This window comes from Pseudomonas sp. RW409 (assembly GCF_003184125.1).
GTDB lineage: Bacteria > Pseudomonadota > Gammaproteobacteria > Pseudomonadales > Pseudomonadaceae > Aquipseudomonas > Aquipseudomonas chlororaphis_I.
In genome coordinates this window covers 684609-706791 of the sequence record NZ_QHHP01000041.1, presented here as the reverse complement: position 1 = coordinate 706791, position 22183 = coordinate 684609, and the positions used below count along the sequence as shown (strand labels likewise).

Here is a 22183-nt window from a genome sequence, read left to right as displayed (position 1 = left end):
CCAGGCGTCGCCCTTTTTACCGCGAGCGTAGCTGCCCATGACTGACGTGTTCGCCAAAGTGGCCCTGGGGCCGCTGTTACTCGCCCAGGGCCTTTACACCCGCTGGGTCACCCCCAAGTTGCCGGAAGCCGAGGGCCCGCGCCAGGGCGGGTACAACGATGCCAACGGGCCGGCCCTGCGCCTGTTGATCCTCGGCGACTCCGCGGCGGCGGGTGTCGGCGCAGGCACCCAGGACGAGGCGATTGCCGGCCGGCTGGTGGCCGGGTTGGCCGACGACTTCCAGCTGTCATGGCAACTGCGGGCACAGTCCGGGCTGGATTCGCAGCAATTGTTCCAGCTGCTGGAGGACGGTCCGGCCGAGCCCTTCGATGTGGCGCTGGTGTCCATCGGCGTCAACGACGTCACCAGCACCATCGCCGCGGCCGAATGGCAGGCGCGGATCTCGCGCCTGATCGAGCTCTTGAGCGAGCGCTTCGAGGCCCGGCACATCGTCTTCCTGCCCGTGCCGCCGATGCACCTGTTCCCCGCCCTGCCCCAGCCGCTGCGCTGGTACCTGGGCCTCAGGGCCCGGCGCTTCAACAGCCTGCTGGTCGAACTGCTGGACGGCCAGGAGCACTGCACATTGCTGGCGACCCGCTTCCAGCCGGCCGCCAACCTGATGGCCGGCGACGGCTTCCACCCCTCCCCGGTGCTCTACCGGATCCTCGCGGATGAAGCGGCGCAGGTGATTCGCCAGCGTTGCGGTCGTTAAGCCACTCCCTGTCCTCACACCAGCCCCAGCCCTGGACGCCGGCCAATAAACCCCGGGGTTTCGCGCATGGTGCCGGCCAGCCTGCTCGATATCATTGGTTGGCCGGTTCGCAGCTACCTGTCAGCCCTGAACCGGCGCCCTGACGCTCCCTCGATACCCAACGGACCCGATACCTTATGCCCGCATCCACGCTTGTCGGTGGACGGCGTTCGAGCTGCTTTTTGTTTTGCCTGGCGCTGTCCTTGATGGTGCCCCTGATGAACAGCAGTGCTCCGACCCCGCTCTACCCCTTCTACAAAGAGCAGTTCGACCTGAGCGCGCTGGACCTGACGCTGATTTTCGGCGCCTATGGCATCGGCGTGCTGATCGCCCTGGTGGCCATGGCGCGGATCGCCGGCAACGTCAGCGACCTGCGCCGCCTGTTCGTCCCCGCCAGCCTGCTGGTGCTGGTCGGTGCCGCGGCTTTTGCCCACGGCACGTCCCTGGGCCCACTGTGCGCGGCGCGATTGCTGGCCGGCCTCGGCTCGGGGGTGATGACCGCGGCGGTGAATGTGGCGCTGGTGCGTTTCAACCCGGGGCACAACGACAAGTTGCCGGCCCTGGTGGCGACCCTGGCGATGGTCTCGGGCCTGGCCCTGGGGCCGCTGGTCAGCGGCGCGGCGTTGCAGCTGGAGCTGCGTCCCCTGGCATCGCCCTTCTGGCTGATCGCCGCGCTCGGCCTGGCGTCGGCGGTCGCGACCCTGATCCTCTGGCCATCCCGGGCGGCCAGCGATGCGGCGGCGCCCAATCAGGAGAACACTCGCCCGGCCAGCCTCAGGCAAGCCTTGCATGGCATCGGCCTGCCCTTTCACCTCTGCGCCTGGAGCGTGTTCTTCAGCTGGTCGTTCGCCGCCTGTGTGTTCGTGATCGGCCCGCAGGTGGCGCAGCAGGTGTTTGGCCTGGAGGACCGCGGGGTCTTTGGTTATGTGATCTGCGCCTACCTGCTGATCGCCGGCCTGAGCCAGCTCTACTGCCAGCGCCTGGACGCCCGCCAGGCGCTGCTCAGCGGTTGGCTGTGCCAATGCCTGACGCTGCTGATCCTGCTCCTGGCCTGCTACAGCCAGGCCCTGTACCTCGCCCTGCCGGGGTTGGCGATCGGCGGTTATGCCTATGGCGCGCTGTTCGTCGGCAATGCCCGCCTGGTCAATCAGCTGGCGCCCCGGCACAGCCACGGCAAATTGATTGCCTACTTCTACGCCACCGTCTACCTGTTCAACGCCACCCCGGTGCCCATGGGGCTGTTGGTGGACGCCTACGGCATCGTCACTGCCAGCAACGTCGCCCTGGGGCTGTTCCTGGTCGTTGGCCTGGGCTTGTTCGCCTTGGCTCGCCGTACTCGTTTTGCGGTTCGCTGAGTCGTCCCGGACTCGCTGGCCGGCAGCGGCCCGCGCCCGCATACCGCGAACCTTCAACGCCTGACCTTCACTACCGCCATCAGCAGCGCCGAAGACAGCACGCCGAGGGTCATGAACACATAGGCCGCCCCGGGATTGCCGGTGAGACCGATCAGGTAGCCGACGATCCACGAACCGATGAAGGCGCCCAGCGCGCCGCAGGCGTTGATCAGGCCAATCGCCCCGCCGAACACATTGGCCGGAAGCACTTCCGGGATCAGCGCGAAAAACGCTCCATAGGGCGCGTAGAGCGCGGCGCCGGCGACGGTCAGCAAGGCGAACGACAGCCAGAAGTGCGAAGGCCCCAGCAAGTACGAGCAGAAGAACGCCAGCGCGCCCAACCCGAGCAGTGGCCAGACCAGCGATTGGCGCCGCCCGGAGCGGTCCGATACCCAGGACACCACGAGCATGGCGGCGACGGCAGCCACATAAGGCACCGCGCTCAGCCAGCCGACCGTGACGATATCCGTGGCAGCCGCCTGCTTGATGATGGTCGGCAGCCACATGATGAAACCGTAGACGCCGATGCTCCATAAGGCATGCACGGCACAGAGCTGGATCACCACCGGGCTGGTGAAGGCCTGGCGATAGTTGCGCACCGCCTTGAGGCCCTGCTGTTCCTCGGCAAGGGTGGCGGCCAAGCGGTTTTTTTCCTGCCGGCTCAGCCAGTCGACCTGCTCGGGCTTGTCCCGTGCCAGGCGCCACCAGACAAACGCCCACAACACCGCCGGCGCGCCTTCGATGACAAACATCTCGCGCCAGCCCCAGGCATGAATCAGGTAGCCCGAGACCACCGACATCCACAGCACCGTGATCGGATTGCCCAGCACCAGGAAGGTATTGGCCCGCGAGCGCTCCTGGCGGGTGAACCAGTTGCTGATGAAGATCAGCATCGCCGGCATCACCGCAGCCTCGACTATGCCCAGCGACACCCTGATCACCATCAGCATCGGGATATTGGTCACCAGGCCGGTGGCCATCGCACACAAGCCCCACAGGATCAGGCTGCAGAACACCAGTTTGCGCACGCTGTAGCGTTGCGCGTAGATGGCGCCGGGCACCTGGAAGAAAAAGTAGCCAAGGAAGAACAAGGCGCCGATCAGTGATGAGGTGCTCTTGCTGATGCCCAGGTCCTGCTCGATGCCCGCCGCGCTGGCGAAGCCATAGTTGGCCCGGTCCAGATACGCCAGGCTGTAGGTGACGAAGATCAGCGGGATCAGGTACAGCCAGCGCTTGGGCGCGAAGGCCGTGGCGGTCGTTGACGGATGTCTCGCCGGGTCGCGGGTATGCGGCGGCAGTGCCGGTTCTTCGAGATGGCTCATGGGTGTCTCCTGTTTGTTGTTGTTTTTCAGGTCCGGGTACTGGGCTCAAACGACGCTGGTCAGTCCTCCGTCGACAAAGATTGTCTGGCCATTGATGAAGTCCGAGGCCGCCGAGGCGAGGAACACCGCGCTGCCGCACAGCTCCTCGACCCGCCCCCAGCGCCCCGCCGGCGTGCGTTTGCACAGCCATTGGGAAAACGCCTGATCGTCGATCAGCGCCCGGTTCATTTCGGTCGCGAAATAGCCCGGGGCCAGGCCGTTGGCCTGGATGCCATGGCGCGCCCATTCGGCGCACATGCCTTGGGTAAGCATCTTCACCGCGCCCTTGGACGCCGCGTAGGGGGCGATGCTCGGCCGGGCCAGCTGGCTCTGCACCGAGCAGATGTTGATGATCTTGCCGCGGCGCCGGCCGATCATGTGCCGCGCCACGGCCTGGGACACATGGAACACCCCGTCCAGGTTGACCCGCATCAGGGCATGCCAGTCGTCGGCGGCGAAATCCTCCAGCGGTGCGCGGCGCTGGATGCCGGCGTTGTTCACCAGGATGTCGATAGCACCGACCCGCGTCTCGAAGGTGTCGATGACCTCGAACAGCCCGGCGCGATCGGTGACGTCGAACACCGCGATCTCCGCGCTGATGCCCTCGTCGCGCAACTGCCGGGCAACGACCTGTGCCTTGTCCCTATTACGATCGTTGATCACCACCTTGGCGCCGGCGGCGCCCAGGCCCCGAGCCAGCTCCAGGCCAATGCCCTTGCCTGAACCGGTGATCAGGGCCCTTCTCCCATCCAGCTGGAAACTACCGGGATTGAATGACATGCTTTCCTCCGCGAGACGGCCGCTGATTTTTGAATGGGCCTTGCGGGCACTTCAGCGCAGCTGGCGGGCACTGTCCAATCGTCATTGCTGATCTGGTAATCAATCTTTGTGATTACCATCTCGAAGCGTTTTCAACCCTGGAGTCGGTCGATGGAAATCAAACACCTGCGCTCGTTCGTAACCCTGGCCCAGGAACTGCATTTCGGCCGCGCGGCGCAACGGCTGGCTATCGTCCAGCCGGCCTTGAGCATGCAGATCAAGCTGCTGGAGGAGGAATTGGGCGTGCGCCTGTTCGAGCGCAACCGCCACGCCGTGGCGCTGACCGACGTCGGAGCGATCTTCCTGCCCGAGGCCCGCGCGACCCTGCACCAGGCGGCCCATGCGATGGACGTGGCCAGGGCTTCGGGACGTGGGGAGATCGGCCGGGTGCGCCTGGGCTTCGTGTCTTCGGTACTGCCGGAGTTCCTGCCGGCGCTGATCCGCGCCCTGCATGAGCGTTTCCCGCGCATCGAGCTGGAACTCAAGGACATGCCGGGACCGGACCAGGCCGCGGCGCTGAAAAACGGCCAGCTGGATTTCGGCCTGATGCGCCTGCCGGCGACCATTCCCGGCATCCAGACCCGGGAGGTGCTGCGGGAGAGTTTCATGGTTGCGCTCCCCGACGATCATCCGTTGGCCTCGAGCGCAACCCTGCAACCGGCGGCGCTGGCGCGACTGCCGGTGTTGATCCTGGCCAGGCGCTACGCCCCGGGCTTTCACGATCAACTGATGCAAGAGCTGAACCGCCAGGGCGCGCAACTGGAAGTCGCCGCGGAACTGGGCGAGTTCACCACCATGCTCGCCCTGGTGTCCGCCGGGCTCGGCATTGGCTTGCTGCCCGCCCACGCCGGGCGCGCGTTACCCGCCAACGTGGTCGCCCGCCCCCTGGAACTCGGGGACTACCAGGCGACCACCGGCCTGGCCTGGGTGGAACTGGACAATGCCCTGAAGAGCACCGTGTTCGGGGTGATCAGCGACGTGTTCCTTGAGGGCCACGGGCAATGACGATCAGCGACAACCCAGGATCGAGGATTTCCTCCTGGCAGCCCCATTCCAGGACTATCGGCATGCTAAAGTCGGTTTAATTTTGCCAATCGTCCAAAAAGGTGCCTCATGGATCCGCTTTCCGGTGTCCTTTCGCTGTTGAGAATCCGTAACTACCATTCGGCGGCCTTGAAGTTGGGCGGCGATTGGGCCTTCGACTTTCCCAGCCGGGCCGGCATCAAGTTCACGGCCGTGGTCAAGGGCAGTTGCTGGGTGAAGGTCAGTGGCGAGCCGACGCCGCAACGCCTCCAGCAAGGCGACTGCTTCCTGATGACTCGCGGTGTGCCCTTTACCTTGTCCAGCGACCTGGGGCTGCCGGCCATGGATTCCGAAGGGCTGTTTCAAACCCCGGCCCCGGACGAAATCACCCTCGATTACGGCGGCGACGATGTGCAACTGGTCGGCGGGCGCTTCGATTTCAGCGGCGTCCCCACCCAGTTCCTGCTCAGCGCCCTGCCCTCGCTGGTGCATGTGCAGGGCAACTCGCCCCAGGCGTCGATCCTGCGCTGGGCGCTGGAACGCTTTACCGCCGAGCTGCAACAACAGCGCCCCGGCCGCTCGCTGATGAACGAGCACCTGGCGCACATCATGCTGGTCGAGGTGCTGCGGGCTCACCTGGCGGCCCTGGAACCTGACAGCCTGGCCAGCGAGGGCATGGGCTGGTTCTTCGGCCTGGCGGACCGCAACCTCAGCGTCGCCCTGAGCGCCCTGCACGCCAACCCGGCGCGACGCTGGACAGTCGAGGAACTGGCGCGGCTGGCGGCCATGTCGCGCTCGGCCTTTGCCCTGCGCTTCAAGCAGATAGTCGGCGCCGCGCCAATGGAATACCTGACCCACTGGCGCATGCTGCTGGCCGGCGATCGCCTGAGAAACTCCGGCGACTCGGTGGCGTCCATCGCCTTTTCCCTGGGCTATGAATCGGAGAGCGCCTTCAGCACCGCCTTCAAGCGAGTCATGTCGCACTCGCCACGCCAGTACCAGCGCGAGCAGGCGGCCGCCGTCGAGGCTTAGGTCGAGGCCGCCTTCAAGGCCGCCTTCAAGGCTGCCTTCAAGGTTTAGTGCAGACCGCCACCGATCACCAGGATCTCGCCGGTGATCCACCCAGCGTCGCTGGACGCGAGGAACGCCACCGCGGGGGCGATGTCCTCGGGTTTGCCGATACGTCCCAGGGGCGTGATGGCTTCGATCTTCTGCCGGAAGGCGTCTTCGAAGAAGCCGCTGGCATGCACGCCCTCAGTGACCACCAACCCCGGGTTGACCGAGTTGACGCGAATGTTCTTCGGCCCCAGTTCGTTGGCCAGGGTCCGGGTGATGGCGTCCACCGCGCCTTTGGAGGCGGTGTAGACCGTCGAGTTGGCCGGGGTGAACGAGGTGACGCTGGAGCTGATATTGACGATGCTGCCGCCCTCGGGGTTGAACACGCCGACCGCTTCGCGGGTGTACTGGATCAGGCCCAGGACATTGAGGTTGAACTGGCGGTGGAACTCCTGTTCTTCGATCTCGGCCAGGGCCGCGGTGGAGTAGACGCCGGCGTTGTTCACCAGGATATCGAGATGGCCATGCTCATGGACGATGGCCTTGAACAGCGCCTTCACTTCCAGGGCATTGCCAACATCCGCCTGGACGGCATGGGCGCGGCCGCCCGCCTGCAGGATCTCTTCGACCACCCGGTCGGCCTCCTCGCGACCGCGGCTGTAGTTGACGATCACCGTGGCGCCGTCCTTGGCCAGTTGCTTGGCAATGGCCGCGCCGATGCCCTTGGACGAGCCGGTGACCAGGGCGATTTTCTTGTGCAGTCTTTTCATTTCGTAGGCTTCTCTTCCAGGTTCAGAAACGCTGACCAGGCCTTGAACAATCGGCCTCTGATCAACGAACCCAGCTTATGAGCCACGCCCCGGACGGGTAATAGCTGGTCCTCCAAAATAGCTTCGCCATCGTCCAGAGGTGTGGCGACCCTTTGCCCCAGCGCTTCTTCGATGGCCCGCTCATAAGCGGCTAGCCACTCGTCGTGCGCCGTCGAACAAATTTCAACTTTTTAAAAAAATCGACACTCCCAATTAATGCTTGCTGCCATTGCGAGCGACATTCGAGCGACAGCATTGCCGGACCCTGCGCGCAAGGGCGTCTGCCCTTGCCTTTCATGCCTGGCCGCAAGGCCCGGCCCTTCGAGGAGAACCCTGATGAAGATCTCTGAAGTCATGACCCGTAACGTACAGACCGCACGTCCCGAGCAGACGCTGCGGGAAGTCGCCAACATGATGGCCAGCATCGACAGCGGCGCCATCCTGGTGAACAACGAGGACCGGCTGGTCGGCATGATCACCGACCGTGACATCGTCATTCGTGCCGTGGCCAAGGGCCAAAGCTGCGATATGCCGATCAGCAGCGTGATGAGCAACGACATCCGTTATTGCTTCGACGACCAGGAGGTCGACGAAGTGGCCCGCAACATGGCCGATATCCAGCTGCGGCGCCTGCCGGTGGTCAATCGGCAGAAACGCCTGGTGGGCGTGGTGTCCCTGGGCAATATCGTCAAGGCCCACGATCGCGATGCCAACAGCACCGTGCTCCAGGGCGTGGCCAAGGCCCATTGATATCCTGGCCCCAGACGGCTGTGGCCGAGCGGCCGCGGCCAGTATTTACCCGGTGGGCTGGCAGCCGTCGGCCCCGGGTTTTCCCGCGCATTCGTCCTCTGCGCGGTACAGACCGGAAAAATCCGCGTTCAAACCTCTTATGGCCTGGATGAGCCTGCGCCAGCCTGATCGTGCACACCGTCGTGGCAGCCAGGCATTCAGCCGCTTTCCGAGCTGGATGTGGCGCAACGTCGAGGTGTGCGACTTCACCCGTTGGCTGCACCGCTACAACCGGACCCTGCCCGCGGACCAGCGCATCGAGTTTCGCGGGCTCGATGTCTATAGCTTGCGCAATTCCATCGGCGAAGTACTGGCCTACCTCGATAGCACCGCCCCGCAGCTGGCGCGTGAAGCGCGCCGGCGTTATGGCTGCCTGACGCCCTGGCAGGACGACCCTGTATGGCATTCCGTCGAGCGCGGCCATGAGGCTTTCTGCGAAGAACACCCCGAGCCAGCGGATCCTCGCGACGAGGAGGAGCAGCGCCATGACCTCGATGACGACACGCCAGACCCTGCGAAAGGCAACGAGCAGGAAGCCGAGGACATCGCCAGGAAAATCGCCGAGATAGAAAGGAAGGTCGCGGACGGCAACTGAGCTCGTCAGCAGCGGCGAGGTCCACTGATCGTGGAGGGGGGCGCCGCGCCCGCCATCAGTGCCGCCCCCTCGCCGCCCGCCTGGTTTGTGCTCAGCGCTCCTGGGGCTCTTCGAGCATGCGCTTGGGGTGCATGCCATTGACCATGCCCATGAACGGCGCGTGGATCGAGTACCCCAGCATGCGCTGGATATGTTCACTGCACTGCCGGGCGACGTGGCGCGGGGTCGACAGGATGAAGTTCTCCTGCTGGCGCGCCCAGGGTTCGCAGTACTGCGCCGTCAGCGCCAGGCGTGGCGCGTCGGTGGTGTTGGCGCCGCCGCCATGCCAGAGGGTGCCGAGGAACAACACCACCGAGCCCTTGGGCATGACCACCGGCAGCACGGCGGCCTGTTCGGCGGCGGTGGGCAGGCGCCCGTCCCAGAGATGGCTGCCGGGAATCACCACGGTGGCGCCGTTGTCGCCGGTGAAGTCGTCGAGGGCCATGATCGTCGCCGCGCCATAGGGCGGCCGTGGGCGCGCCATGGGGTAAAAGGCATCGTCGTAATGCAGGTGCTGGGCACACTCGCCCGGCAGGATATTGATCGCCTGCAGCTGCGACAGCAGGTAGTTGGGCGCGAGGAGCCGGTCCAGCAGGCCGAGGATCAGCGGATGCTCCACCAGCGCATCGCAGACCCGGGTTTTCGCAATCACCGCATACAACCGCTGGGTACGCGCGCCCTCGAACGAGTTGCGCCCGGTATGGGCAAAACGGCCGAGCAGGTCCTCGCGCATGCGGCTAACCTGCTGGTCATCGAACAGTCGTTCGAGCACCACGAAGCCGTCGCGTCGCAGTTGGACCATCAGTTCGTCGAGCTGCGCGGCGGGCACGGCGGGCTGGGTACCGGCGGTCGATCGATAGGTCCTGGCGCATCCGCTGCTCATGTAGTCGTGCCGCTCGGGCAAGGTTGTGGTTGTCATCGACTGGCTCCTGGGAGTGGGTCGCATCAATCTGCAGGACCCCGGAGTGGCCGCCAATGACGCTTTGTCTCAACTGACATGACCCGCCCCTACCCGCACTGGATCGTCGCCCCGACCATTCCCGCGCGTTTTGTACGCGAGATGCTGGGGCAGCTGCGCCTCGATGCCAGCGCACGCGCGGCGCTGCTCGAGCGCTGCGACTTGCCCAAGGAGGCCCTGCGCGACGGCTATCGTGTCGCGCCACTCAACTACCGCGCCTTGAGCCGCCTGAGCGTTGGCCTCGGCGCCGACGAAGCCTTCGGCTTTTTCACCCGCCCGGTGCCCCTGGGCAGCTTCGAGCAATTGCTGCGCCTGCTGGTGCACCTGCCGACCCTGGCCGATGCCTTCGATGAAGCCGCGCGCTTCTACAAGCTGTTCGATGGTTCCGCGCCCTGGCGCCTGGAAACCGAGGGCAAGATCGCCCGCCTGCGGCTGACGCCCCGGCCCGGGGCCCAGACCGATTCGGTGCTGTGGCCGCATATGCTGCTGTTGTCGCTCTGGCATACCGGGAGCTGGCTCGCCGGCGAAACCCTGCCGCTGCGGCGGATCGTCCTGCCCCGACAGCTCACCGGCTTCACCGCGCAAACCCGTTTTCTGTTCGGGCGCCAACCCGCCTTTGGCGCCGGTGCATGGCTGGAGCTGCCCGCCGTGAACCTGCAAGCACCGCTGATGCGCCGGCCGGCGGAAGTTGCGCGCTTCGCTCGCCAACTGCTGCCGGCGGTGATCGCCCCCGGCCCGCTGGCTACTTTCGAAGCCCACCTGCGTGCCTTGCTGTGCGCCGCCGAACCCTTTGCCGGGCTGTCGGAAATCCAGGCGGCCAAGGCCCTGGGCATTTCCCGCCAGACCCTGGCCCGCCGCCTGGCCGCCCTGGGCGTGACCTTCCTCGGTGTGCGCGACGAATTGCGCCGCGACCTGGCCTGCACCCTGCTCGCCCGCGGCTCGGTGAGTGTCGCCGAGCTGGCGGAACGCCTCGGCTACTCGGAACCCAGCGCCTTCCAACGCGCGTTCAAACAATGGACCGGACTGCCGCCGGGGGCTTATCGCGGTGGCCGGCGCTGAGCAGGCTCAGGGGCACCCTTCGGGGACGATTACGTTTGACATCTACGACGCTGGAGTGCCCGTTGAGACCGTGGCGAAGGTTCTTGAAGGGCTCTTCAAACCGTAGAGGTTCGCGCCGGATATCCTTGCAGGCAACCATTCAGTGGCGTTGCCGGCTGCCTCTCTGCTATTTAGATTATCGAGTCGATATCAAGCGTATGTGGCGCACCAATGGCGTGTCCGTAGATCGAAGCCATCAGACCATCATCTGTATTCGCAGTGGGAGCCATGGCCAGTTGTTCGGCCACTCTGTTTTCCGGGTGAGCATTCCAGCGCGGCAGGCTCTCGGTCAGCAGGTCAGGCTGTGTTGCGACCGAGCCGTAAACATACTTCTCGTCAATCGTCACTCGGCGTAGGGTCTCCAGACGATCAAGGGTCATTTGCACCTTATCGACCTCGCGATTGAGCGCCTCGATGACCAGTTCATGGGCTCGGCCATAGGGACCAGGGTTACCGTTAAGCATGCGGCGCTTGAGGCGCAGTTGGTCAGTGATTTTTGTCAGGTCCCCCTTGACCCGTTCGACTTCTCCATCAGTCACTCGCGAACTCTTGAGCTCCAGGGCCTCCTGCCAGCGTCGCAATGTCGCCCAGCAACCAGGGATATAGCCGCCGACCATTGAATGATTACCCCCGTCAAGAATCTGCGAAATCAACCCCGGTCTTTCAGGCAACCCCTTGTTCTGTTGAATGGCCAGGGTGCAGGCCGCATGCTGGGTAATGGTGTCACAACCGGGCTCCCACAGGATGGCAGATTTCTCCTTGCCACCAAGGTCTATTGGGAAGAAGTGGTACAACGTGCCGTGATGCTCATAGGGTTCTCCGCTCAGGTTAGTAATACCTGCGACGAACACCGAGAGACCCAAGGGGACGTTGACGAAGGTTAAGGCTGCACCTGTGCCATAGACAGATGCCTTGGTGTTCATCCAGGTCCCCGGCACGCTTGGCACTGGGTCGTTATGGTTGACCATGCGGTAATGCATCAAGTCAGCAGCACCTTTTACGAAGCTCGCGTCGGCGGCTCTTGGGGAGCCGTAGGTGTACAGCACGATTTCAGCACGATATTTTTTCTGACGACGCAGCATTTCCGAGAGCAGCAAGGTGATTGCTCCGCCCAGGCTATGGCCGCAAATGATCAGTTTCTGTCCGGTGTAGAACTTGTCGAGATAGTTGGCGGTGAGGTCATAGACCTTCTGAGCAGCCTCATAGAATCCTCGGTGAACCTTGCCTACACCTTCCACAAAGGGGACCTGGAGCGCGTCGGCATCCCGAAGGCCATCCGCTAATTTTTCATTGGTGCCGCGTACTGCAATCAGGACCAACTCATCGTTATGCGTGATAAACGCTTGGGTGTCGGTGTTATCAATTTGGTTACGATCATCAAGAAAATGAATTTTGGCCGGATGTTCTTGTTCCTCTTCTAAATCCGGGCTGTTCGATGGATACAGGTCAGGATCAAACGGCGCGATCTCCAGGCGTTTGGAGTACGGCACGTCTTCGTAAAGCGGGTAGTACGCCCTGGCTTGCCCAGGGTCCACTTTCCAGATTTCATCGAACTTGGCCAGGGCGTCGCCAAACCAGTTACCCATGCTCGGTTTCTGCGGGAAACGGACTGTCTTCTCCTTGATCGGAGTCTTATCCGGTTCCTGACCAAACGGGTTGTAGCTCAAGGTGGCCATGATGGCGAGTTGATACAGATTCAATGCACAGAACTGAGAATCGGTGGAGAGCATTGGGCGCAAGGCCCGTAAAGGGCGAACTTCCAGTACGTTGTGTTTGTTGGGCAGCAGACAGACACCGCGTTCACCATGCTCACGCATCAACTTGGCCCATCCCGGACGGAGTGGGTAATGACAATCGACCTCAGGTGGTAAGTGAGCAACATGTTCGACGAAATGACGCACTTCGACTTGGAAGAAAGAATCTGCACAGGCTTGTGCCGGATTGCTTTGGGTTCGAGAACCATCTTTATGAGCGTAACGGGTTTGCTCAGCACGAACTTGAAGTTCAGTTATTGGGAGTGGGTAGTTGGGTCTTTGCTTTAGATAAGCATAAAACTCATTGCTCCCTTGATACTGTTCTTCGATAATTAGGGCTATTGGACCTGCAAAGTGATTGTCTACTTTTCCTGTGCCCGTGCCGTCGAGCTTTCCTGTGTATGTGTAGCCTTCCGTATCGATGACTTTATAGGACAGTCCAGCGTATGGTTGCCCCTCACCAAACTCATCCACTAACTGAAAGCTGGTCCATTTACCTTGAACAGGGCAGGTAAACATCCGGCTATTTAACGGGTGTTTCAGCTCTTCATCCAACGTGGTCATTGAGTGATTTCCTTATTCTGTACAACCAGGGTAAATGGAGCATTGCTTGCCATCAGGCATGAGAAATGTACTGAAGTCTTTATAGTTTCCGAAGCAGAATGCATATTGGTCTTCAAAGCTTTTGCCCATGCAACGCTTCCAGCCACCAGGGACCTTGACCCACGTATCGCCTATAGCTGGTCTTTCCTCATCAGCCAGCTTGATCTTCAGTTTCACGGTTTTACCCGGCAGTTGATCCAAGGTGTAAGCCCCAACGGGACGCCCTTTCGTCACCATGCCCTGAGCATCAACCTTCTTGCAATTGAGAAGTTTTGTTATGTAACGATCAGGCCCAATAGTACGGAACAGCCATTGACATTGACCATTTATGGCGCTTTCTCCAGCAGCATCAAAAGCTCTTTTTTGGTGTTCTTCAAGTTGCTCGCGAACAACAATTACTGCAGTGTCGCTGCCGAAGTCTCCACGATCTTCTCCATAAGTGGCGTAAATATCTAACTCGACGCGATAGATAGCCAGCCGACAACCTTCAACAGTTCGATAGATGGGGATCTCAGAGTTTGGCTTGTATCTTTCCTTGTAATCTAAATGCCATCTTTGGTTGTAGCCAACATCCGTTTTTTTAACCGTACAGTTTTCTCCCTTGGCGGGGGCATATTGAGCCACAGCCTCGTAAGCGAAGTTGGGCGGCAGATCAGCCGTAAAGGTAAAGCTTTCCGATTGACCAATCGCACACCCTGCTACCAGGGCCACACAGGAACCCAAAAGCAGGCCTTTAGATGTTCGTGTCATTACGAGGCGTCTCCTTGCCAAAAATGCGTTGCCTGATAAACCCGCTGGAGGTGCTTTAATTCTTCACCCAATGTGGCCATTGAGTGATTTCCTTATTCTGTGCAGCCAGGGTAAATGGAGCATTGTTTGCCATCGGGCATGCGGAATGTACTGAAGTCTTTATAGTTTCCGAAACAGAATGCATATTGGTCTTCAAAGCTTTTGCCCATGCAACGTTTCCAGCCGTTGGGAACTTTGACCCAGGTATCACCGATAGCAGGCCTTTCCTCATCAGCCAGCTTGATCTTCAGTTTCACGGTTTTACCCGGTAGTTGATCCAGGGTGTAAGCCCCAACGGGACGCCCTTTCGTCGCCATGCCCTGAGCGTCAACTTTTTTGCATTCGAGGAGTTTTCTAAGGACGCGAGTCTTCCCTGATGTACGGAACGACCATTGACACTGGCCATTTATGGCGCTTTCTCCAGTAGCATCAAAAGCTCTTTTTTGGTGTTCTTCAAGTTGCTCGCGAACAACAATTACTGCCGTGTCGCTGCCGAAGTCTCCACGATCTTCTCCATAAGTGGCGTAAATATCTAACTCGACGCGATAGATAGCCAGCCGACAACCTTCAACAGTTCGATAGATGGGGATCTCAGAGTCAGGCTTGTATCTTTCCTTGTAATCTAAATGCCATCTTTGGTTGTAGCCAACATCCGGTTTTTTAACCGTACAGGTTTCTCCCTTGGCGGGGGCATATTGAGCCACAGCCTCGTAAGCGAAGTTGGGAGGCAGATCAGCCGTAAAGGTAAAACTTTCCGATTGACCAATAGCGCACCCTGCTACCAGGGCCATACAGGAACCCAAAAGCAGGCTTTTAAATATTCGTGTCATTACGAGGCGTCTCCTTGCCAAAATTGCGTTGCCTGATAAACCCGCTGGAAATGGGCTGCCGGAGTTTCATCGGGGTGCGCCTGCCAGCGCGCGGCAAGTGTACCGTCTGTTTCCTTTAAACTCTGGACCAGCAAGAACTCCAGTTGCTCAGGCGATTGCCAGCTCCAGGTGTCCGCCAAGGCCAACTGAGCACTGAGCCATAAGCCGGGATCTTGTTGCTCGGCAATGCGGGCGTAGGCTTCCATATGCTCTGCCAGTAGATAGCGGCGGGCATTGACCTCGCGTAGGTGTGCCGATTGATCGACCTCAGCGGGCACGTTGCACCATGCAGGGTTCTTCGGGACTGGATGGTTGCCAGGAGTTGGATTAGCAACTGTTTGCCAGTGCTCTCCCTGCCAGTAGCAGACACTGATTGCGGGCCCCAGGTATTCAGGAACGGCCTCAACGGCCAAGTGCCCAAGTGCACGGTTCATTACACGGTTGTCGTGAAAGCGGTAGAGGGCTTGATGGGGTCGTATCCCGACAATCAGCCGTTCGCGCCAATGCCTGACCAGCTCGTTTAGCCCTGCTTCAGGCGCAACACTGGCCAGCCAACCCCAGTTCCTTTCAGGCGCCTTGAGCAACTCGTTCAAATGCCCATCTTCAGGGCTGATGAGGAACATAAAAGGCCCTGCATCCGCCAGATCAGAGACGGGCGTCTCGCTGTACACACTGCAATACTGATCAGCCTCCAGGCAGCCTAATAGGCGCTGGCGAGCGTTGAGTTCCCCGTCAGAATCCAGGATCAGGCACAGGGTGTTCCCAAGGCGGCGTTGTTCAATCATCCATTGCTGAGGCGTCGTTCGGGTCATGCCGTGGCTCCCTCAGTCAGGCAGAGACCATTTTTGCAGGCCTCGCAGATTGGACAGAAGTCAGGGCTTTTCACCCTGGAGACGGCCATCAGGGCATTCTGGGACGGGGCAATCATCGGAGGGAGTGCTTGAGGGGCCATCAGGGCTGTCAGTGCCCCTGGCAATATGGGATTGGCCGCAGTCCCTCCGACTGGTGCGCCACCGATTTGAATATCAGTACTGCTGAAGATCCCACCAGGGCCAATCACGATGTGTTGGCCACCGGCCTTCAAGGTAATACTGGCGCCCGCATCCAGAATCAGGTTGGCTCCGGCTTTAAGGTGGACCTCCTGACCGGCTTCGGCGACCAGCGTTTGGCCTACGCGGGTATGACTGCTGCTACCGACCAACAAGTAGTCGTTGGCCTTGAGCTGGACTTTGCGGTCAGCGGTGACGGTGCGGTGGTCTTCAGCTTCCAGCACGACGATGCTGTTGCCCTTGATGGTTTCCTTGCGTTCGTTACCGACTTCCAGGCGGCTGTCATTTTCGACCTTCTGCTCCATGTCGCGCTGAGCCCGCAGGTAGATCAGCTCCTGGCCGCTACGGTCTTCCAGATGCAATTCATTGAAGCCTGTGCTGTCGGGTGAACTGCGGCTGCGAAAGACGCTGCGGGTCTTGTGGGCGGGCAGCTCGTAAGGGACAGGGTTAGCGCTGTTGCTGAGACAGCCACTGATCAGGGGGAAATCGGGGTTGCCCTCCAGGAATGAAACCAGGACCTCCATGCCGACCCGAGGAATGGTCACTGCGCCGTGGCTGGTTCCTGCCCAACTGGAGGCGACACGTAGCCAGCAACTGCTTTTATCATCGGTCTGACCTTCGCGGTCCCAATGGAACTGGACCTTGACCCGCCCATACTGATCACAGTGGATTTCCTCGCCTCTGGGGCCGGTGACCAAAGCGGTCTGACTGCCGAGTATCCGGGGCTTCTCGTAGGCCTGTTGCGGGCGATAGAACACATCCCACGGCGTTGCGGTAAAGGTGTTGCGGTAGCCCTGATGGAAATCGTCCTTGCGCTCGCTGGTGTCACTGGGGAGGCTTTCCTCCAGCACCTGAGGTTGCAAGCCTTCATGGCGAACCGAGGTCAGCAGCCAGAGGTCATTCCATTCCTGGCGTGGGTGCTCGGACAGCTCCAGAAAGTGACCGCTGACCAGCGTGGGTTGATCGCTTCTGCCTTCGGCCTGACGGTAGTCTGCACGATGGGCTTCCAGGGCCCGTCGGCTCAATAGCTTGCCGCGTTCGCGCTGAAGGAAACCACCGGGGTATTGATAGTCCTCCAGATCAGGCTGTCCGTTTTCGAGCGCTGGGCGATAGTCGGCCTGCAGCGTCATACGGGCTTTCTCGAAGTCGTAATCGCGTTGCGTGGTTCGACTGGTGCGGGTCGCAAAACGCAGGTTAAAACCTTTGATCACGGGTTCGTCGGCAACCAGGCCACTGTCCTGCACATAGGCTGTCGGCCTGCCCAGCTTGGGGAATATTGTCTGGTCGTCACCGAATAGCAGTGCGTGGCCTTGTTTTGAATGTTGAAAGTGATAATGGATGCCTTCTTCCCAGCACAGGCGCTGAATGAAGTAGAGGTCTGATTCGTTGTACTGGACGCAGTAGTCACGGGCTGGATAGATCGACCCCAACTGAAACTGGTAAGCGTCGCTTTGGATACCGTGTTCTTCAAGAATCTGCGCGATGATCTGCGGGACGGTTTGCTGCTGGAATATTCGTTGGTTGGTACGGTGCGCCAGATAGGCTAACTGCGGGACCAGGGTAAGGCTGTAGCGGGTCAATCGCTTACCTGAGTCACCTTGCGAGATGCGGTAGACCTGTCCATGAATACCAGCGCCCTGGTCGTTGAAAGCCAGAAAGGCTTGCTTGTGCAAGAGGCTTTCGATGTCCAGATCGGGCCGTTCGCTGACCAGCTCCAGATCAAAGGAAAAGGGGGCGCTGATGGACTCCTGGCCAGTGAACGAAAGGACATGAAGGTCGTGCTTGAAGTCATTGACGGTCAGGCTGAAATGCGTCTGTGGACTTGCATTGAACATCCAATGTCCCTTTTCCAATCATGTTGCGTGGCCCCACAGGGGGCAAAGGCTTCTGTGGGTATGCAGGAAGCAAAAACGCCTTCACGCTAACAAGCGAGGAAAAGAAAATAGTTGGGAGCTTTCCCAAAATACCGGTTGAATTGTCGCTATTCAGAATGAGTTGGATAAGGCATCGCCAGGTCGATCCGGTTATGGAGCGTTTCAAACGGAGGTGCCGTTTAGCTGGGGCGATTTACGACGTTAAGTTTTTTCTCGGCCTGGGCAGCCAACAACACTTGGAATGCCCCGGGTTCTGGCTGCGCTGGCCCGATCCGCCACGTTCAGGCACCTCTCACTGTTTTTTTTCACCGCCACCCCGTTCTCCAACGCCGCGTAAACCGGCATGCTGCGCCACCCTGATCGCCAGGGCAGCAGGCCGCCCACCGGGGAATTTATGCCGGGATGGCGCGGTCTATGCTCGTCAGGGCGGGTGAACAGCAAAAGAGGACATGACAGATGCGGCGAGTGAGACAGAACCGCTGGGGGATGGGGCTGTTGGCCCTGTTGCTGTGTATTGCGCTGCCGGCCTTCGCGGCCCCGGCGCCCGGGCCGCAGAGTGTCGCCCGCAACCAGCTGCCGTTGCTGGCCGAGGGCGCAGATCTCGAGCAGCTCAACGACCGGCTCGAACTGATCCGCCAGAGCGTGTCGGCGAGCGGCAACGACGACCTGCTGTCGGACCTGCGCCAGGCCGCGCTGCAGGTGCAGAAGCAGGCCGACAGCCTGATCGCCCTGCGCGCCACCGACATCGAGCGCCTGGACGACCAGCTCAAGGTCCTGGGCCCGCCGCTGCCCGACGAAGCGCCCAGCCTGACCAGCCAGCGCCAGGTGCTGAGCGCGCAGAAAGACACCCTGCTCGACGAAGAACGCCAGGCCAACCTGCTCAGCCAGTCCGGCCGCGACCTTGCCGCGCAGATCATCAACCTGCGGCGCAGCCTGTTCAATTCGCAGATCAGCACCCGCTCGGCGAGTCCCCTCAGCCCGGCCTTCTGGTCCACGCTGATCCGCCCGACCGAGGATGACCTCGGGCGCCTGAACCGTCTTTCCGACGACGTCTGGACCGCGTTCGAGACGGCGCTGGCCCCCGGCAATCGCGGGCTGTTCATCACCACGCTGGTCATCGCGGCGCTGATCTGGGTGGTCGGCCGGCGCCTGCTGGAACGCCTGGCGATCTGGTCGATGATCCGCTGGCTGCCCGAAGGCCGCCTGCGTCGCAGCGCCCTGGCGCTGACGGTCGGGCTGGCGACCATCGTCACCATCAACGCCGCCGCCTCGCTGTTGCGCTGGGGCCTGGTCAACAGCGCGACGCTGAGCGCCGATGTGCTCAACCTGATCGGCCAGTGGCTGACCCTGCTGATTTTCTGCTCCTTTATTGTCGGCCTCGGCCGGGCCATGTTGATGCTGTCGCGCCCGTCCTGGCGCCTGCCGCCGATTCCCGACCAGATCGCCACAGCCCTGGGGCCGTTCCCGCTGATCCTGGCGCTGGCCCTGCTGCTCACCGCCGGCGAGGAACGGATCAACAGCGTGATCGCCAGCAGCCTGGCCCTGACCGTGGCGGTCAACGGCCTGACGGCGCTGGTTACCGCGCTGATCTTTTTCTTCGCCCTGCTGCGCCATCGCCGCACCCGCCGGCGCTTCGAGCTGGAGCGCCCCGACGGCATCGCCGGGCTGCTGCCCTTCGTGGTGGCGGTGTGGGTGGCGGTGATCCTGCTGTCGCTGCTCAGCGGCTACCTGAGCCTGGCGTACTTCCTCACCGTCAAGCTGCTGTGGATCAGCGTGGTGACCACCAGCGCCTACCTGCTGATCGCCTGCTTTGGCGACCTCTGCGAAACCCTGCTGTCGCCCAAGCAGCCCGGCGGCCTGGCGCTGGCGGCGGCCCTGGGCCTGTCGCCGCGCCACCAGGCCCAGGCCACCACCGTGTTGGCCGGCATCGGCCGGACCCTGCTGCTGTTCACCGCGGCGCTGCTGGCCTTCATGCCGTCCGGGTCGAGCCCGGGGGAACTGCTGGAGGGCTTTACCCAGCTGGATGTCAGTGGCAAATCCCTGGGCAACCTCAACATCGTGCCCCAGGACCTGCTGCTGGCGGCGGCGTTCCTGGTCGGCGGCATGTTCGCCGTGCGGGTGCTCAAGCGCTGGCTGAGCGAGCGGCTGCTGCCGGAAACCAACATGGACGCCGGCATGCGCGCCTCGCTGGTGACCCTGGTCGGCTACATCGGTTTTGTCCTGCTGGCGATCGTGGTGATGTCGACCCTGCGGATCAACCTGACCAACCTGACCTGGGTGGTCAGCGCCCTGTCGGTGGGTATCGGTTTCGGCCTGCAGGCCATCGTGCAGAACTTTATTTCCGGGCTGATCCTGCTCACCGAGCGGCCGGTCAAGGTCGGCGACTGGGTCAGCCTGGCGGGTGTCGAGGGCGATATCCGGCGGATCAACGTGCGCGCCACCGAGATCCAGATGTCCGACCGCTCCACGGTGATCGTGCCGAACTCGCAGTTCATCTCGCAGAACGTGCGCAACGTGACCATGGACAACGCCCTGGGCGTGGTCGGCATCACCCTGACCCTGCCCCTGGAAACCGATGTGCTGCAGGTGCGCGAGCTGTTGCTGCAGGCCTATGCCGAACATGAGGCGATCCTCAAGGCGCCGGCGACCTCGGTGTCGTTCAAGGACCTGACCAGCAACGGCCTGATCATCAGCGTCAGCGGCTACGTTGGCAGCCCGCGCTCGGTGTCCGGCGCCCGCAGCGACCTGCTGTTCACCATCCTCGGGCGCTTGCGCGAAGTGGGCATCGCCCTGTCGTCGCCACAGAACCTGATGCTGATCAGCGACAGCCAGGACAAGGCGACGGGCGAACCACCGGCCGCGAACCCTTGAGTCCTGGGCTATCGTGACTGGATTCTGGCGACTTTTTTCAACCCGAACGGCCGCTGTCATCGAGGATCCTGACGACAGCCCTGTTTCACTCCAGGCACGATAAGGAACATTGTGGACGTAAACCCCGACAGCAGCACCGAGGACGTTGCCCTGGAGTCGAAACGACTTCCCGTACTGGCGGTCACCATCGCCTTCCTGATGGTGGTCGCGGTTTCGATTCTCAGCATCTATGGCATCCAGGTCGTCAACAGCAAGGCCCATGAACTGGCGCAAGCCCGGCTGGTCTCCGGCAACCTGGCCTTGTCCATGGCCCAACAGGCGACCGATACCTTCGATGAAGCCAACCTGATCCTCGAAGAGCTGATCGAGCGCATCGACGACCTGTCGCCCCAGGCCCTGGAAAAAACCCAGAAGCTGATGAAAAAGCGCGTGTTCACCACCGAGCAGTTGCACGGCCTGTTCTTCTATGACCGGGAAGGCAACTGGGTGCTCACCTCGTTCGACTACAAGCCGCCAAAGGCGAACAACTCGGACCGCGACTACTTCAAGTTCCACCGCGAGAATGTGACCCTGTCCCCCAGGGTCGGAGCGGCCGTGCGCAGCAAGACCACGGGCGACTGGGTGATCCCGTTCTCGCGCCGGGTCAATGACGCCCAGGGCAACTTCAAGGGCGTGGTGCTGGCGACCATCAAGATGGCCTACTTCGACACCTTCTTCGATCGTTTCAACATCGACGACAAGGGCGCGATCTTTCTCGCCCTGCCCCAGGGCACGATCATCGCCAGGCGGCCGTTCGACGAGAAGCTGATCGGTGCGTCCCTGGCCCGGGGCGAAATCTTCTCCGTGCATATACCCCGCGCCCCCGCCGACACGGTGATGGTCAAGTCGATCATCGACGGCGTCGACCGCCTGTTCGGCTACCGGGTGCTGTACAAGTACCCGCTGGTGGTGGCGGCGGCCAATTCCCAGGAGTCCATTCTCAGCAGCTGGCGCGCCGACACCTACAAGCTGACCGTCATGATCGCCGTGGTGCTGGCGATCAACCTGCTGATTGGCATCCTGCTGTTCAAGCAGGTGCGCAAGGGCCTGTTGGTGGAAAAGCACTTGAAAAAAGCCCGCTCGGTGCTGGAGACCCTGGTATTGCAGGACGGCCTGACAGGCCTGGCCAACCGCCGCCACCTGGAGCGCAACCTGGAACTGGAGTGGCGGCGGGCGGCCCGGCAGCGCTCGTCGATCAGCCTGATCATGCTCGACATCGACCATTTCAAGAGCTTCAACGACCGCTATGGCCATGTGGCGGGCGACCATTGCATCTGCGCCGTCAGCCGGGCCATCAGCCAACACGTGCGCCGACCCTCGGACCTGGCGGTGCGCTACGGTGGCGAAGAGTTCGCGATCCTGCTGCCGGACACCGAGCCTGGCGGTGCCTACGTGCTGGCCGAGAGCATCCGCCTGGCGGTGCAGGAACTGGCGATCGAACATGTCGACAACCCCGGCGGCGTCGTCACCATCAGCCTCGGCGTCTACACCTGCGTGCCCGCCTCCTCCGACTTCAAGAGCCTGTTGATGCAGGCCGACTCGGCGCTGTACATGGCCAAGCGCGCGGGACGCAACCAGACCGTACCAACCTCGTGAGGAGCTGC

General features: G+C 61.8%; 18 protein-coding genes. 9 read left to right on the top strand and 9 right to left on the bottom strand.

Annotated elements, in window-relative coordinates; translation table 11 throughout:
* The first annotated feature begins 37 nt into the window (after positions 1-37).
* Both DK261_RS23750 and DK261_RS23745 read left to right on the top strand, forming a co-directional pair.
* On the top strand, positions 38-751 hold the full coding sequence (locus tag DK261_RS23750) for an SGNH/GDSL hydrolase family protein (RefSeq protein ID WP_009049097.1): 714 nt from the start codon (positions 38-40) through the stop codon (positions 749-751).
* A 176-nt stretch (positions 752-927) separates the two neighbouring features.
* A complete protein-coding gene (locus DK261_RS23745) occupies positions 928-2145 on the top strand; it encodes an MFS transporter (protein WP_110176580.1) in 1218 nt (405 codons plus the stop codon).
* Between the two features lie 53 nt (positions 2146-2198).
* Here DK261_RS23745 and DK261_RS23740 read toward each other — a convergent pair whose 3' ends face one another.
* Together DK261_RS23740 and DK261_RS23735 are read right to left on the bottom strand one after the other, a co-directional pair.
* A complete protein-coding gene (locus tag DK261_RS23740; RefSeq protein ID WP_110176578.1) occupies positions 2199-3506 on the bottom strand; it encodes an MFS transporter in 1308 nt (435 codons plus the stop codon).
* A 45-nt stretch (positions 3507-3551) separates the two neighbouring features.
* On the bottom strand, positions 3552-4325 hold the full coding sequence (locus DK261_RS23735) for an SDR family NAD(P)-dependent oxidoreductase (RefSeq protein WP_110176576.1): 774 nt from the start codon (positions 4323-4325) through the stop codon (positions 3552-3554).
* Between the two features lie 150 nt (positions 4326-4475).
* On the opposite strand from DK261_RS23735, the gene DK261_RS23730 reads away from it, so the two are divergent.
* Together DK261_RS23730 and DK261_RS23725 are read left to right on the top strand one after the other, a co-directional pair.
* A complete protein-coding gene (locus tag DK261_RS23730; protein WP_110176573.1) occupies positions 4476-5369 on the top strand; it encodes a LysR family transcriptional regulator in 894 nt (297 codons plus the stop codon).
* 108 nt (positions 5370-5477) lie between these two features.
* Positions 5478-6419, top strand: a complete 942-nt coding sequence (locus tag DK261_RS23725) for an AraC family transcriptional regulator (RefSeq protein ID WP_016705225.1) — start codon at positions 5478-5480, stop codon at positions 6417-6419.
* A gap of 44 nt (positions 6420-6463) precedes the next feature.
* Here DK261_RS23725 and DK261_RS23720 read toward each other — a convergent pair whose 3' ends face one another.
* The gene (locus tag DK261_RS23720) at positions 6464-7213 is read right to left on the bottom strand and encodes an SDR family NAD(P)-dependent oxidoreductase (RefSeq protein WP_110176571.1); all 750 of its coding nucleotides are present in this window, start codon (positions 7211-7213) and stop codon (positions 6464-6466) included.
* A 375-nt stretch (positions 7214-7588) separates the two neighbouring features.
* Here DK261_RS23720 and DK261_RS23715 point away from each other — a divergent pair, with 375 nt between their 5' ends.
* Together DK261_RS23715 and DK261_RS23710 are read left to right on the top strand one after the other, a co-directional pair.
* Positions 7589-8002: a CBS domain-containing protein gene (locus DK261_RS23715; protein WP_110176569.1), complete on the top strand. Its 414-nt coding sequence runs from the start codon at positions 7589-7591 to the stop codon at positions 8000-8002.
* A 139-nt stretch (positions 8003-8141) separates the two neighbouring features.
* Positions 8142-8636 (top strand): erythromycin esterase family protein, encoded by a 495-nt coding sequence (locus tag DK261_RS23710; protein WP_110176567.1) that lies wholly within the window; start codon positions 8142-8144, stop codon positions 8634-8636.
* Positions 8637-8727: 91 nt separating this feature from the next.
* Here the strand turns inward: DK261_RS23710 and DK261_RS23705 are convergent, their stop codons facing one another.
* Entirely contained in the window at positions 8728-9594 is an 867-nt protein-coding gene (locus tag DK261_RS23705) for a phytanoyl-CoA dioxygenase family protein (protein WP_110176565.1), read from the bottom strand.
* Positions 9595-9672: 78 nt separating this feature from the next.
* Here DK261_RS23705 and DK261_RS23700 point away from each other — a divergent pair, with 78 nt between their 5' ends.
* The gene (locus DK261_RS23700) at positions 9673-10692 is read left to right on the top strand and encodes an AraC family transcriptional regulator (protein WP_110176563.1); all 1020 of its coding nucleotides are present in this window, start codon (positions 9673-9675) and stop codon (positions 10690-10692) included.
* Positions 10693-10862: 170 nt separating this feature from the next.
* On the opposite strand, the gene DK261_RS23695 is transcribed toward DK261_RS23700, so the two are convergent.
* The 5 genes from DK261_RS23695 to DK261_RS23675 form a co-directional block, all read right to left on the bottom strand.
* Positions 10863-13049, bottom strand: coding sequence for a lipase family protein (locus DK261_RS23695; protein ID WP_110176561.1), 2187 nt, complete (start codon positions 13047-13049; stop codon positions 10863-10865).
* Between the two features lie 12 nt (positions 13050-13061).
* Positions 13062-13838 (bottom strand): hypothetical protein, encoded by a 777-nt coding sequence (locus tag DK261_RS23690; RefSeq protein WP_103330717.1) that lies wholly within the window; start codon positions 13836-13838, stop codon positions 13062-13064.
* A 92-nt stretch (positions 13839-13930) separates the two neighbouring features.
* Positions 13931-14707: a hypothetical protein gene (locus DK261_RS23685; RefSeq protein ID WP_103330716.1), complete on the bottom strand. Its 777-nt coding sequence runs from the start codon at positions 14705-14707 to the stop codon at positions 13931-13933.
* Positions 14707-15558, bottom strand: a complete 852-nt coding sequence (locus tag DK261_RS23680) for a DUF4123 domain-containing protein (RefSeq protein ID WP_110176559.1) — start codon at positions 15556-15558, stop codon at positions 14707-14709. The genes DK261_RS23685 and DK261_RS23680 overlap by 1 nt, the downstream gene beginning before the upstream one ends.
* Positions 15555-17630, bottom strand: a complete 2076-nt coding sequence (locus DK261_RS23675) for a type VI secretion system tip protein VgrG (RefSeq protein WP_110176557.1) — start codon at positions 17628-17630, stop codon at positions 15555-15557. The genes DK261_RS23680 and DK261_RS23675 overlap by 4 nt, the downstream gene beginning before the upstream one ends.
* Before the next feature lie 495 nt (positions 17631-18125).
* Here DK261_RS23675 and DK261_RS23670 point away from each other — a divergent pair, with 495 nt between their 5' ends.
* Positions 18126-20540, top strand: coding sequence for a DUF3772 domain-containing protein (locus DK261_RS23670; protein ID WP_009049108.1), 2415 nt, complete (start codon positions 18126-18128; stop codon positions 20538-20540).
* Between the two features lie 111 nt (positions 20541-20651).
* On the top strand, positions 20652-22175 hold the full coding sequence (locus DK261_RS23665; RefSeq protein ID WP_110176555.1) for a sensor domain-containing diguanylate cyclase: 1524 nt from the start codon (positions 20652-20654) through the stop codon (positions 22173-22175).
* Positions 22176-22183 lie beyond the last annotated feature (8 nt).